This is a genomic window from Natranaerobius trueperi (genome assembly GCF_002216005.1).
Lineage (GTDB): Bacteria > Bacillota > Natranaerobiia > Natranaerobiales > Natranaerobiaceae > Natranaerobius_A > Natranaerobius_A trueperi.
Genome location: NZ_NIQC01000026.1, coordinates 1 through 13,805, shown reverse-complemented (window position 1 = coordinate 13,805; position 13,805 = coordinate 1). Strand labels below are relative to the sequence as shown.

Here is a 13,805-nt window from a genome sequence, read left to right as displayed (position 1 = left end):
GGACTATACAAATGGAAAAGGAGGTCTTTTATGTCAGATAAAGAAAGACAATTTCAAAGTAATATACGTACAGATCTTGCTATAGAAGCAAAAGAAATGATAGCACCTCAACAAGAGAAAGATATACCTGGAGTAGAAAGTAGTAGTTATGAAGAAGAAGGTGTATCTATTGATCATATCAGTATTACAACACCTCAAGCAGAACGAGCAATGAATAAAACAATGGGTAATTATGTTAATATCGAAGCTCCAGGGTTACGGGAGAAAAATACTGATTTACAGGATGAAGTTAGCAATATTGTTGCTAGAGAATTACAGAAAATAGCGAAATTTGACGATAACACAGAATTATTAGTGGTAGGGCTTGGAAACTGGAACGTAACTCCAGATGCTATCGGACCTAAGGTTGTTGAAGATTTAGTGATAACTAGACATTTAAAAAGATTAGTTCCAGAAAAACTTGGACCTGGATTCAGATCTATGGCTGGAGTTGCTCCAGGTGTAATGGGAATCACTGGTGTTGAAACAGGAGAAATCATTAAAGGTATAGTTGAACAAGTAAAGCCTAATATGATTCTAGCAATAGATGCTTTGGCTGCGCGAAATTTAGAAAGGTTAAATACCACAGTACAAATTGCTGATAATGGAATTCATCCAGGCTCAGGAGTAGGCAACAAGCGAATGGGGATTACTGAAGACAGTATGGGGGTACCTGTTGTAGCTATGGGTATACCAACAGTTCTAGATGCCACTACATTAGTAAGTAACACTATGGAGCTTGTTAATAATAATGCTCAAAACCAACCACAGTCTCCTCAAAATAATCCGAGCAGAGGAGTTGACCCAAGTCAGATTAATACTGGGCAAGGTGGTTTAGGTAAACCAAATAAGCAAGTGATTAATCAAGCTTTATCTCCTTTTAGTGGAGAGGGGCAGACTTTAATGGTAACTCCTAAAGAAGTTGATAGATTTGTTGACGATATTAGTGAAGTGTTAGCTGGAGGAATTAATGTAGCAGTTCATCCAAGAGTTGCAGAAGAAAGTGCTGGAAAATACCTTCAATAATGTCATAAAAGAATAATATTCTCATATTATTTTAAAGCCGCCCTTTTAAGAGGCGGCATTTTTTTAATCAATTATTTGATATTTTGCATATAATCTAGTATGTAGATATTTCTTTATATGGGAGGAGTGTAGTAATGAAAGGAGATATACTCAGAAAACGTCGTGGACGTATGCAACAACTAAAAAAAGTGTTTATTATAAGTATTTGTATAATATTTGTATTAGGTGTAGGTTTAAACTTAATTTTTACTACATTTGATAATCTTATGATTGAAACCTCCCTATTGTTTTTTATGGATTTAGAACTACCTGGTTTATATGTATTAGATGAGCAAGAACCTCCAATTTCAAGCTTTCAAGATATTATAAGTTATTTTTTATTAACCACTTTACAAATAGACAAAAATTCACCTGAACAAATTGTAGGATTACAATTTTCACCGATAAATGAGTATTCACATGAAATTCAAGCTATGGCAGAGACAACAAAAGATAAAGAGAGTGAACCTTCAGATAGAGACGAATCAGGAACAGCACCTGCAATAGTTGAGTCTAAAATTCAAGAACCAGAAATTATAGAATCTGAAAATGGAAAAGTTGGCATTTATCATTCACACACAACTGAAAGCTTTGTACCAACAACTGGTGAACCTTTTGTCGAAAATTTAGACAAGACGGTGGTTCGGTTAGGACGTAAAATGGTAAGTGAATTAGAACAATTAGGGATTAGTGCAGTACATACAGAAGAAATTCATGACTTACCCACACGCCACGAAAGTTATAGTAGGAGTAAACCAACTGTAGAACAAATGTTAGAAGAGCATTCAGATATAGATGTTTTATTAGACCTTCATAGAGATGGTGTCCCCCGTGATATGACAACAGCAGAAATAAATGGTGAAAAAGTAGGGAAAATATTGATTTTAGTGGGTTCAGGGGAAGATCATCCTAATTGGAGAGAAAATTATCAGTTTGCTTTGAAGCTTCAAAAGGAATTAGAAAAAATACATCCCGACTTATCAAGAGGTATACGAACAAGAAACTTCTCTTATAACCAAGAATTACATTCAAGGGCGTTATTAATAGAAATTGGAGGACATGAAAATAGTTTAGAAGAGACGATGAGAACCATTCCGTACTTTACTGAGGCGATAGAACGTGCTATCTCTCGCTAATATAACTTGTCACCCAAATTTCCAGGTGTTATAATAATGTGAAGATAAAAGGGGGACTAGCAAGATGAAACAGGAAAGAATTAGAAACTTTTCGATAATTGCTCATATTGATCATGGAAAGTCGACCTTAGCTGATAGAATGTTAGAGTACACAGATACTTTAACAAAAAGAGAAATGCAAGATCAATATTTAGATAACATGGAGTTAGAGCGAGAACGTGGGATCACAATTAAGTTACAATCTGTAACTATGAACTATACTGCTCAAGACGGGCTTGGATATTTTCTTAATGTAATCGATACTCCAGGACACGTAGACTTCAATTATGAAGTTTCTAGAAGTCTTCAAGCCTGTGAGGGTGTTTTGTTAGTTATTGATGCTTGTCAAGGTATTGAGGCTCAAACATTAGCTAATATTTACTTAGCTGTAGAGCAAGACTTAGAAATAATTCCTGTAATAAATAAAATAGATCTTCCAAATGCGGATGTTGATAAAGTTAAAAGAGAGTTAGAAGAAATAGTCGGGATAGATGGAGATGAAGCAATATTAGCTTCAGCAAAAGACGGAACTGGGATAACAGAAGTACTTGAGTCTATAGTACAACGAATACCTCCACCTGAAGGTCGTGATGATGAACACTTGAAAGCCTTGATTTTTGATTCGTATTATGATACCTATCGAGGTGTTATTACTTATTTAAAAGTAGTATCAGGAAGCTTAACTTCTAATATGAAAATAGAGATGATGCAAACAGGAAAGAAGTTTGATGTATCTGAAGTAGGAATTTTAAATCCAACGCCAAAAAAAGTTGATGCTTTAACAGCTGGAGATGTTGGTTTTATGGCAGCTAGCATCAAAGATGTTAAAGATAGTAGAGTAGGAGATACAATAACCTCTGCCGATAAGCCAGCACCAGAGCCATTACCAGGATATAAACAAGTCAAACCAATGGTGTATTGTGGTTTGTTTCCAACAGAGGGTGAAGACTATGAAGATTTAAGGGATGCATTAGATAAACTACAATTAAATGATTCCTCTTTAGTATATGAACAAGAAAACTCTGTGGCCCTAGGATTTGGGTTTAGATGTGGTTTTCTAGGTCTTCTTCATATGGAAATTATCCAAGAAAGACTTGAAAGAGAATACAACATTACATTAGTAACCACTGCTCCAAACGTAGTTTATAGAGTTAAAAAAGTTGATGAAGAAGAGATTATTGATGTTGAAAACCCGACTTATTTACCCCCAAGAAATGAAATAGAAGCTATTTATGAACCAATGGTGAGAGCTAACTTCATGGTACCGCAAGATTATATTGGCCCTGTAATGGAGCTTTGTCAAGAAAAACGAGGGATTTATGAAACCATGGAATATCTAGATTCACTAAGAGTAATGTTAAAATACAAACTTCCTTTAAGTGAAATTGTTTATGATTTCTTTGATCTATTGAAAAGTCGGACAAGAGGATATGCTTCTTTTGATTATGAGTTATTGGGATATGAGGAAGCGAAACTAGTTAAAGTAGATATTTTAGTTAATAAAGAACCAGTAGATGCATTGTCCTTTATAGTTCATGAGGATAAAGCTTATTATAAAGGTAGGCAATTAGCTGATAAATTACGAGAAATGTTGCCACGGCAGATGTTTGATATACCTGTACAGGCTGCAATTGGAAATAAAGTTATTGCAAGGGAAACTGTAAAGGCTCTTAAGAAAAATGTACTTGCAAAATGTTACGGGGGAGACGTTACCCGCAAAAGAAAGCTTTTAGAAAAGCAAAAAGAAGGTAAGCAACGAATGAAACAGATAGGTAAAGTAGATATTCCTCAAGAAGCTTTCATGGCGGTGTTGAGTATTGATAGCTAAAAGTATAGCAAAGAATAAAAAGGGACTGTATATACATGTCCCTTTTTGTTTTTCAAAATGCAAATATTGTGATTTCAATAGCTGGAAAAAAAGGTCAGAAGCAGAAGTTTATGAATATTTAAAGGTTCTTGATCAACAATTCAAGGTTTTTAATGACAACATGAAAAATTCAAATTGGGATACTATATATATTGGGGGAGGGACCCCGACTTGTTTGTCTTATGAGAACCTTAAGAGGTTATTTTATACTATTGAATCTTATTGTGATCTAAATAAAGTAGAAGAATTTTCAATAGAACTAAACCCGAATACTAGTATTGTAACAGATAAAAAAATAAATTTTATTTCAAATTTTGTTAACCGTGTAAGTATAGGATTACAAACTACTCAAAGTAGACATTTGCAGGTATTAGGAAGGACACATTCCTATGAGGAATTTTTACAAACATATAATTTGTTACAATCTGCTGGTATAGATAATTTGAATGTAGATTTGATTTATGGAATTCCAAATCAGACTGTTTCAGATTTTAATGAAGACTTAGATAATTTAATTAAATTACAACCTACTCATATCTCACTATATAACCTAATATTAGAAAAAGATACCCCATTAGAAAGAGAAGTCAGTAAAGGAAAGCTAGAGTCTTTAGATGAGGAAATAGAGGTAGAGATGTATAATATAGCTAGAGTAAAGTTAAGAGAATCAGGATATAGTCATTATGAGTTATCGAACTTTTCAAAACCAAGCTACGAATGTAAGCACAATATGTTATATTGGAATAGAAACAACTACTTGGGTCTTGGTCCAGGTGCTCATAGTTTATGGGAAGGTTTACGCTTTGTAACAGTGGATGATTTTACGAAATATTTAAAAAGTAAAGATATGCATGATTTTATAAAGGAAAAGTGGAATATTGGATTTGAAGAAGCACTGTCTGAAAAGGTAATTTTAGGTCTTAGATTAGTCGATGGAATTGATATAAATGAAATAAAAGAAGAGTATGGAATAAACATTTACAAAAGATATCTGTCAACTATCAATTATTTTATAAGTGAAGGTCTATTAAAAAAAGAAAATACTCGTATAAAATTAACTACTAAGGGATATATGTTATCTAATAATGTTTTTATGGAGTTTTTACCGTCTTGACAAATGATTTTGCTAGTGTTATTTTTTAAATGGATTAATTAGCACTCTAATAAAAAGAGTGCTAACAATTATCAGGGGTGATCTCATGGGACTTACCCAGCGTAAAAAGACAATATTAAAAACTATTATTTCAGATTATATTAAAAGAGCAGAACCACTAGGTTCTAGAACTTTAACTAGAAGGTATAAGTTCAATGTAAGCCCTGCTACAATCAGAAATGAAATGGCAGATCTAGAAGAAATGGGTTTTTTAGCACAACCTCATACTTCTGCAGGGAGAATTCCGTCTGAAAGAGGGTATCGCTTTTTTGTAGATGATTTAATTTCGTCGGGATTATTAAACCCTAAACAAAACTTTTTAGAAGAAAAAATGAATGACAATAAAATTTTCGAAATGGATGAAATAGTTCAACTTACAGCTAGGTATTTAGCAGAAATGACTGATTATACTTCGCTTGTATTAGGTCCACAAACTAATAGAAGTTCTTTTAGAAAGCTTCAATTATTTCCTATTAATAAAAACAAAGTTTTGTTAGTACTTACAACCGATACAGGGATACTTGAAAGTCGACCAGTATACATATCAGGTAATTTATCACTTGAAGAAATGAAGAGAATAGCGGATTATCTAAATGAACGCTTATATGGTTTAACAATAGATGATATAACTCCTACTTTATTGCGAGAACTTCGATCTGATTTAATTCAAGAAATGGCTCTATTAGAAGAAGCATTATTTACATTAGCTGAAAGCTTTAAACAAGGTGCAAATAAAGTAGCTCTTGGAGGTACTACTAATATACTAAATCAACCTGAATTTAGTGATCTACAAAAGGTTAAGGAATTGTTGTCTTTTTTTGAAGATGAGGACCTTTTAGTCAAACTATTATCCGAGTCCGATGGGATAGTTGTGCGTATTGGAAAAGAAAACCCCTTAGATGCTGTAAAAGATTGCAGCATAATAACAGCTAGTTACGAATTGAATAATAAACCTTTGGGAACTATAGGAGTTTTAGGGCCAACAAGAATGGATTATTCTCGCGTGATTGCTATTGTGGCTCAAATTGCAAAAGAATTAACTAGTACCTTAGGGGAATCAGATAATTATAGGGGAGTAGGTGATAAATTATGAAAAAAAATGACAATGTTAATGAAAAATGTGGTCAAGAACACCAAGAAGAAGTCGATTTCGAAGAAAATTCTGAAGAAAAGTATGAACAGGAGCAGAATGTTACATATGAAGAGTTGCAGAATCAATTTAATGATTTAGTGACTGAAAAAGAAAAGTTAACAGAAGAACGCGATCAATACTTAAATCAGTTAAGACGCTTACAAGCAGATTTTGATAATTATAAAAGACGAGTATCTAAAGAATGGGATAAAAAGTCTTTAGAAAAAGCAGAGGAAGTTGTGGGTGATATATTAGGGGTTTTAGATAACTTTGAAAGGGCCTTACAAAATGCTTCAGAAGATGTTGATGAACAATATCAACAAGGAGTTAAAATGATTTATGATCAACTTTATGAAGTGCTTAAAAAACATGGACTTGAAAAGATTGATGCACAAGGAGAAACTTTTGACCCTAATTATCATCAAGCAGTAATGCAAGTTGAGAGTGAAGACCATGAAAGTAATATAGTTGTTGAGGAATTACAACCAGGATTTTTATTTAAAGGTCGCTTACTTCGACCAAGCGTTGTAAAAGTTTCTAAATAACTAAAACAAATATTAAGGGAGGTAATAATTATGGGTAAAATTATTGGAATTGATTTAGGAACTACTAATTCATGTATGGCTGTTATGGAAGGTGGAGAAGCAAATATTATATCAAACTCCGAAGGTGATAGAACAACACCTTCTATTGTAGCGTTTAAGGACGACGGAGAACGTTTAGTAGGGCAAGTAGCAAAAAGGCAAGCTATTACAAATCCAGATAGGACTATTGCTTCTATCAAGACATATATGGGTACTAACCATAAAGTTAATATTGACGGTAAAGAATATACTCCTCAAGAAATTAGTGCTATGACTCTTCAAAAATTAAAAAGAGATGCTGAAGAATACTTAGGTGAAGAGGTAACAGAAGCAGTTATAACTGTACCTGCATATTTTTCAGATAGCCAAAGACAAGCAACTAAAGACGCTGGTAAAATTGCAGGATTAGAAGTTAAGAGAATTATTAACGAGCCAACTGCTGCATCTTTAGCATATGGAATTGATAAAGAAGATGAAGATCAAACAGTTTTAGTTTATGACCTTGGTGGAGGAACATTTGACGTTTCCATCCTTGAACTAGGAGACGGTGTATTTGAAGTTAAAGCTACTAGTGGAAATAACGAACTTGGTGGAGATAACTTCGATAAACGCTTAATGGATTATATGGCTGAAGAATTCAAAAAAGAAAATGGTGTTGATTTAAGAGAAGATAAGATGAGTTTACAAAGACTTAAAGAAGCTGCAGAGAAAGCAAAAGTAGAATTATCTAATGTATCTCAAACAAATGTTAATTTACCATTTATTACTGCTACAAATGAAGGTCCTAAGCATTTAAATATGGACATTACAAGAGCTAAATTTGAAGAACTAACTCGTGACTTAGTTGAAAAAACATTAGAACCTATGAAGCAAGCTATGAAGGATGCAGGAGTTACTTCAAACGATATAGATAAAGTAATTTTAGTTGGTGGTTCAACAAGAATTCCGGCAGTTCAAAATGAGGTTAAAAATATTGCTGGTAAAGATCCGTATAAAGGTATAAACCCTGATGAAGTTGTAGCTAGTGGTGCTGCTATTCAAGCTGGTGTTTTAAGTGGAGATGTGAAAGATGTGTTACTTCTTGATGTAACTCCATTATCATTAGGTATTGAAACTTTAGGTGGAGTGTTTACAAAATTAATCGAAAGAAATACTACTATCCCTACAAGTAAAAACCAAGTATTCTCAACTGCAGCTGATAATCAGACCAGTGTTGAAATTCATGTACTTCAAGGTGAACGTGAAATGGCTAAAGATAACAAGTCATTAGGTAAATTTATTTTAGATGGAATTCCAGCTGCACCGAGAGGTGTTCCTCAGATTGAAGTTACTTTTGATATTGATGCAAACGGTATTTTAAATGTAAGTGCAAAAGATAAAGGTACTGGAAAAGAACAAAAGATAACTGTTGAGCCGTCTAGTGGGTTATCTGATGATGAAGTAGAACAAATGGTAGAAGATGCTAAGAAAAACGAAGAAGAAGATAAGAAACAACGAGAAAAAATCGAGGCTAGAAACGAAGCGGATTCTTTAGTTTATAATACAGAAAAAACATTGGGTGACTTAGGTGATAAAGTGGACGAATCCAAGAAAAAAGAAGTAGAGGATGCAGTACAAAAAGTTAAAGATGCATTAGAGGAAGACGATTTAGATAAAATCAATTCTGCTAAAGAAGAACTTACTAATCACTTCCATGAACTAAGTCAGCAACTTTATCAAGATGCTGGAGAGCAAGAACAAGCGGAAGATGCACAAGGTGATGAAAACGTAGTTGACGCTGACTATGAAGTAGAAAATGATGACCAGGATGATAAGCAATAAAAGAGCTAAAAGTTAGTGAAACTTAATTGCAGTAAAGGGTGATTTTATGGCAAAGAAAGATTTTTATGAAGTTCTAGGTGTTAGCCGAGATGCCGATCAAAATGAAATAAAGAAAGCATATCGTAAACTCGCTCGAAAATATCATCCTGACGTTAACTCAGACGACGAAGAAGCTGAGCAAAAATTTAAAGAAGTACAAGAAGCGTATGAAATATTAAGTGATGATCAAAAGCGAGCACGATACGACCAATTTGGTCATGCAGGTGTAGATGAAAATGCTCAACAGTACGGAGGTTTTGGTGACCAAGGATTTGGTGGTTTCGGCGGTTTTGAAGATATTTTTGATGCCTTTTTCGGGGGAGGATTTGGTGGCGGTGGTGAACGAAACCAACGTCGCCCCCGAAAAGGATCAGATTTACGTTATAGAATGCAAGTAGAATTTGAAGAAGCCGCTTTTGGTGCGGAAAAAGAGGTTCAGATACCTAGAACGGAAAACTGTAATAAATGTGACGGATCTGGTGCTAAACCTGGTACTAGCCCAGAAACTTGTCCTACTTGTAAGGGACAAGGTGAAGTGCGACAAGTTAAAGAGACTCCTTTTGGAAGATTTGTTAATGTAGCGCCTTGTAGTACTTGTGAAGGGCAAGGGAAAATTGTTAAAGAGAAATGCCCGGAGTGCGAAGGTGAAGGTAGGGTAGTTCGTAGAAGAAAAGTTAAAATAAATGTACCTGCAGGTGTAGATGATGGAACTAGGTTGAGAATCCGAGGAGAGGGTCAAGCTGGGATTTATGGTGGCCCTGCAGGTGATCTTTATGTTGACATAAGTATTAAGTCACATGATAAGTTTACTAGAGAAGGCCAAACAGTTTATTCTAAAGTTACTATAAGTGTAGTTGAAGCTTTATTAGGTACTGAAATTAAAATTCCGACTTTAGATGGAGATACTGAACTTAAAATTCCTGAAGGTACTCAACCAAAAACAGATTTTACACTAAAGAATAAAGGGATTCCTTATGTAAATAGAAAAGGAAGAGGACACCATATTGTTATAGTGGATATTGAAATTCCAAAAAAGCTAAATCAAAAACAGAAACAATTAGTCAGAGAATTAGCAGTATCGATGGGTAAAGACGTATCTAGTGATGAAAGTTTTTTAGATCGAGTCAGAAAAGCTTTAGGTGGAAATGATTAATAATAAAAAGGAGCGAGAATATGAAGTGGGCCGAACTTAATTTGACAACTTTGAGAGAAACAATGGAAGCTGTTTCTAATTTATTACATGAAACTGGAGCAGGCGGAGTCGTAATTGAAGATCCTGAAATTGTACCCAAATTAGATGAAGATGTGATTTGGGAAGATCCTAGACAAGTTATTCATGAGGCTGAAGGATTAACAGATAAGGTACATGTTAAGGCATATTTACCATGGGACGATACATTATCAGAAAAACTTCAACAGTTAACTCATGAGTTAGAAAGATTATCAGATCGAGGGTTTCAAATTTCTTCTAATGATTTAAGTATCAGCGAAGTTGATGAAAAAGATTGGTCTCGAGCCTGGAAAGAACACTTTCATCCAGTTAGTGTTAATGGAATAAATATAAGGCCCACTTGGAGCTCCACTAAAGTTACAGATGATGATGTCACTATTTGGCTTGATCCTGGTATGGCTTTTGGGACAGGGTCACATCCAACTACATTGATGTGTGCATCTCATTTAAGAGACTATTTAAAAAACAATGATACAGTTTTAGATTTAGGTTGTGGGTCAGGTATATTATCAATAGTTGCAGCTAAATTAGGAGTTAAAAAAGTGTATGCTTATGACATTGATTCTGTTGCGTGTAGAGTCACTAAAGATAATAGTAAATTAAATGATGTTCAAGATAAAATAGAAGTAATAGAAGGTGATGTAAAAAAACTAGCACCACCTACAGCAGATGTTGTATTAGGAAATTTAGTTGCAGATATTATATATGATCTTATATCTAAAATTGCTACAGTACTAAAAAAAGATGGAATTTTTATAGGCTCAGGTATATCTTTAAATAAGAAAGATAAAGTTATAAGAGAGTTTGAAAAACATGGCATGACAGTTATTAAAGAGGAGACTTCAGGGGAATGGGTTTCCCTGGTGGTTCAAAATTAGTGATCAGTTACCAAGAATATTTGTATCCCCAGAAAAATTTAATAATACTGGGGATATTATTATAGAAGATAAAAAAGACTATCATTATTTAACACGAGTACTTAGGTGTAAACCAGAAGATGATGTAATTCTTCTAAATGGAGAAGGAGATTCGTGGCTTAGTAAAATACATGATATAACAGATAATAAGATTTCTTTTAGCATATCCAAACAGTTACAAGAACAAAGGGAAACACCTATCGAAGTTGGTTTAGCTCAGGTACTACTAAAAAAGGATAATTTTGAGTTGGTTTTACAGAAAACTACGGAACTTGGAGTTAAGATAGTTTACCCACTTTTTAGCGATAGAAGTGAAATTAATTATAACGATGACAAAAAGGTACGAAAAAAAATATCTCGTTGGAATGAAATAGTAAAAAATGCATCTGAACAGTCTAGAAGACAAATCATCCCAACGGTTGAGCACCCAAGCACATTCAAAGAATTCATTAATGATCCGAAAATAAAAAGTTGGGATATAGTATATATTTGCCATGAGAAAGCGATTTTCTCAATAAAAGAAGCCTTAAAAAAAGACACGGAACAACGAGTATCATCAATCTTGTTGTTAGTAGGTCCAGAGGGAGGTTTTTCTCCAAGTGAAATTAGCCTTGCAAAAGAAAGAGGGGTTAACTCACTTTCATTAGGACCTAGAGTTTTAAGAGCAGAAACTGCTGGTATTACAGCTACAACTTTAGTTTTGTATGAATTGGCTGATCTGGGAGGTTAATAAATGACTGCACTCAAAGTAACTTTCGTCACTTTAGGTTGTAAGGTAAATCAATATGATACTGAAGCAATAAAAGATCAATTTTTTAAAAAAGGTTTTGAAATAGTAACCGATCAAAATTCAGCAGATGTTTTCGTTATAAACACTTGTACAGTAACTAATTTAGCAGATAAAAAATCTCGTCAATATATTAGAAGAGTTAAGCGTAATAACCCTGAAAGTGTAGTCGCAGCAATTGGTTGTTACGTACAAGCTAACCCTGAAAAAGTTAAAGAAATTCAGGATATTGATATTGTTTTAGGGACAGATAATAGAAAGAGTTTAGTTAAAATGGTTGAAGATGTTTTAGCTAATAAGACTGGGAAGAAACTTGAATTATTAGCACCTACACGTAAACGAGAAGGGTTTGAAGAACTTTCTATAACTTCTTTTAAAGAAATAAAAAGGTCACGCCATTTTCTAAAAGTACAGGAAGGTTGTGATCGCTTTTGCTCGTATTGTATTGTTCCCTATGCAAGAGGTGAACTACGTAGCAGAGCACCAAAAGAAGTAATAAAAGAAGTTGAAAGAGCTATTGAAGCAGGTTTTAAAGAAATAGTTTTGACAGGTATAAACTTAGGAGCTTACGGAAGAGAAACTTCTGAATATCCTGATCTGTCAGGATTAGTAGAGACTATTATTGGCATAGATAAAGAGTTTAGAATTAGGTTAAGTTCTTGTGAGCCACAGGAAATAACTCCAGAGTTAATCGACTTAGTTACAGAATCTTCAAAGGTATGTTCACATTTGCATATACCACTGCAAAATGGAGATGATGAAATTCTTTCTAAGATGAATAGGTCTTATACAACAGATGATTATTATAATTTGATTACAGATATAAAGAAAAAAAATCCTTTGATAGCTTTAAGTACAGATGTGATGGTTGGGTTTCCTGGAGAAAAAGAGTATCATTTCGAAAATACAAAGGATTTTTTAGATAAGGTTGGATTTTCAAGTTTACATGTCTTTCAATATTCTCCTAGAAAGTATACAAAAGCTGCTAAATTAAACGAACAAGTTCAAAACAAAGTTAAAAAGCAAAGAAGTGATAGTTTAATTAAAATAAGTAAACAACTTTCTAAAAGATACCAAAGAAACTTTGTTGGAGAGGTAGTAGATGTTTTAGTAGAACGAGTTGAAAGGGACTATTCAGAAGGTCTGAGTGGCAATTATTTAAATGTCAAGTTTCCAACCACTAATAATATATCAGAAAGAGAATTTATTAAGGTTTTAATAGATTGTGTTGATGATGATTACGTTTATGGCCTAGCACAAGTGAACAAATAATTTTTTAAGTAAATAGGTAATAAAAACCCCACCCCATACATAGTGGTAATGTGAGCACTATGTGAGGGGTGGGATTTTTTATGAGTAAAGTGTTTATATTAGAGTTGAAAAGATTGGTTCCTTTAGTTCTTTTGTTAGTATTATTAGCAGGTTTATCTCTATATGATTATATGACACCAGAAGCTCAAGAAACTGGATTTTTAGATGAACAAGACAATGGTGAACAAGCTTCTAGTAATATAGAGTTTACTACAGAAGATGAAGGTTATAGATCTGAACCTGCATCTTTTGTTTTAGCTGAAGATACTAAAGAATGGCATCAGATTCTAGAAGAAAAAAATTTAGGGTTAGCACGTGGTTCTTTAAATGAAAAAAAGGAGATAGGTTTATTTGCTTTTCACAGTGAAATAAAAGAAATCCGTTTATTAGATGGTTCTAAGGCTCAAAGTAAAATAGAAGTTATAATAGAACCAAAAAATGATTTCTATCATGTTGCTATAGTAAATAAAAAACAATTTGAAGAAGAAGTGGTTAATTGGAGATTTGTTGATGACGAAGGTAAAGCGTTATATCAAATTACTCAAGATAACTAGTTCGAGAGTGTAAAATAAACGGTGTAAACCTTCCGAAATGATGTATAATAAAAATAGAATGGGAGGTTTGCACCGTTATGAATTTAATAGACAAAAAGCAAGTAAGAGAAATGATGAAACAAGGTAAACT

The 13,805-nt window shown here is 33.6% G+C and carries 12 protein-coding genes; all 12 read left to right on the top strand.

Annotation, left to right across the window (positions count from 1 at the left end):
- The first annotated feature begins 30 nt into the window (after window positions 1–30).
- The 12 genes from gpr to CDO51_RS10120 all read left to right on the top strand — a co-directional run bounded on the left by gpr (window position 31) and on the right by CDO51_RS10120 (window position 13,675).
- Window positions 31–1,065, top strand: a complete 1,035-nt coding sequence (gene gpr, locus CDO51_RS10175) for a GPR endopeptidase (RefSeq protein WP_089024165.1) — start codon at window positions 31–33, stop codon at window positions 1,063–1,065.
- Window positions 1,066–1,199: 134 nt separating this feature from the next.
- Window positions 1,200–2,240, top strand: coding sequence for a stage II sporulation protein P (spoIIP, locus tag CDO51_RS10170; protein WP_089024164.1), 1,041 nt, complete (start codon window positions 1,200–1,202; stop codon window positions 2,238–2,240).
- A 64-nt stretch (window positions 2,241–2,304) separates the two neighbouring features.
- Window positions 2,305–4,107: a translation elongation factor 4 gene (gene lepA, locus CDO51_RS10165; RefSeq protein WP_089024163.1), complete on the top strand. Its 1,803-nt coding sequence runs from the start codon at window positions 2,305–2,307 to the stop codon at window positions 4,105–4,107.
- On the top strand, window positions 4,097–5,260 hold the full coding sequence (gene hemW / locus CDO51_RS10160; protein ID WP_089024162.1) for a radical SAM family heme chaperone HemW: 1,164 nt from the start codon (window positions 4,097–4,099) through the stop codon (window positions 5,258–5,260). The genes lepA and hemW overlap by 11 nt, the downstream gene beginning before the upstream one ends.
- Window positions 5,261–5,345: 85 nt before the next feature.
- Window positions 5,346–6,392 (top strand): heat-inducible transcriptional repressor HrcA, encoded by a 1,047-nt coding sequence (gene hrcA, locus CDO51_RS10155; RefSeq protein ID WP_089024161.1) that lies wholly within the window; start codon window positions 5,346–5,348, stop codon window positions 6,390–6,392.
- Complete coding sequence (grpE, locus tag CDO51_RS10150; protein ID WP_205842215.1) at window positions 6,389–6,976, top strand: nucleotide exchange factor GrpE; 588 nt, start codon at window positions 6,389–6,391, stop codon at window positions 6,974–6,976. Before hrcA ends, grpE begins: the two co-directional genes overlap by 4 nt.
- A gap of 30 nt (window positions 6,977–7,006) precedes the next feature.
- The gene (gene dnaK / locus CDO51_RS10145) at window positions 7,007–8,836 is read left to right on the top strand and encodes a molecular chaperone DnaK (protein WP_089024159.1); all 1,830 of its coding nucleotides are present in this window, start codon (window positions 7,007–7,009) and stop codon (window positions 8,834–8,836) included.
- 46 nt (window positions 8,837–8,882) lie between these two features.
- The gene (gene dnaJ / locus CDO51_RS10140) at window positions 8,883–10,028 is read left to right on the top strand and encodes a molecular chaperone DnaJ (protein WP_089024158.1); all 1,146 of its coding nucleotides are present in this window, start codon (window positions 8,883–8,885) and stop codon (window positions 10,026–10,028) included.
- A 20-nt stretch (window positions 10,029–10,048) separates the two neighbouring features.
- Entirely contained in the window at window positions 10,049–10,984 is a 936-nt protein-coding gene (prmA, locus tag CDO51_RS10135; RefSeq protein ID WP_089024157.1) for a 50S ribosomal protein L11 methyltransferase, read from the top strand.
- Complete coding sequence (locus CDO51_RS10130; protein WP_089024156.1) at window positions 10,980–11,753, top strand: 16S rRNA (uracil(1498)-N(3))-methyltransferase; 774 nt, start codon at window positions 10,980–10,982, stop codon at window positions 11,751–11,753. Before prmA ends, CDO51_RS10130 begins: the two co-directional genes overlap by 5 nt.
- Window positions 11,754–11,756: 3 nt before the next feature.
- Window positions 11,757–13,082: a tRNA (N(6)-L-threonylcarbamoyladenosine(37)-C(2))-methylthiotransferase MtaB gene (gene mtaB / locus CDO51_RS10125; protein ID WP_089024155.1), complete on the top strand. Its 1,326-nt coding sequence runs from the start codon at window positions 11,757–11,759 to the stop codon at window positions 13,080–13,082.
- Window positions 13,083–13,162: 80 nt separating this feature from the next.
- A complete protein-coding gene (locus tag CDO51_RS10120; RefSeq protein WP_089024154.1) occupies window positions 13,163–13,675 on the top strand; it encodes a hypothetical protein in 513 nt (170 codons plus the stop codon).
- The last annotated feature ends 130 nt before the right edge of the window (window positions 13,676–13,805 follow it).

Excerpts from the sequence above, each read along its gene's own strand:
- hrcA (WP_089024161.1), top strand. The coding sequence starts at position 5,346 with ATGGGACTTACCCAGCGTAAAAAGACAATATTAAAAACTATTATTTCA.
- mtaB (WP_089024155.1), top strand. The coding sequence starts at position 11,757 with ATGACTGCACTCAAAGTAACTTTCGTCACTTTAGGTTGTAAGGTAAAT.
- lepA (WP_089024163.1), top strand. The coding sequence starts at position 2,305 with ATGAAACAGGAAAGAATTAGAAACTTTTCGATAATTGCTCATATTGAT.
- prmA (WP_089024157.1), top strand. The coding sequence starts at position 10,049 with ATGAAGTGGGCCGAACTTAATTTGACAACTTTGAGAGAAACAATGGAA.
- CDO51_RS10120 (WP_089024154.1), top strand. The coding sequence starts at position 13,163 with ATGAGTAAAGTGTTTATATTAGAGTTGAAAAGATTGGTTCCTTTAGTT.
- grpE (WP_205842215.1), top strand. The coding sequence starts at position 6,389 with ATGAAAAAAAATGACAATGTTAATGAAAAATGTGGTCAAGAACACCAA.
- gpr (WP_089024165.1), top strand. The coding sequence starts at position 31 with ATGTCAGATAAAGAAAGACAATTTCAAAGTAATATACGTACAGATCTT.
- dnaJ (WP_089024158.1), top strand. The coding sequence starts at position 8,883 with ATGGCAAAGAAAGATTTTTATGAAGTTCTAGGTGTTAGCCGAGATGCC.
- dnaK (WP_089024159.1), top strand. The coding sequence starts at position 7,007 with ATGGGTAAAATTATTGGAATTGATTTAGGAACTACTAATTCATGTATG.
- spoIIP (WP_089024164.1), top strand. The coding sequence starts at position 1,200 with ATGAAAGGAGATATACTCAGAAAACGTCGTGGACGTATGCAACAACTA.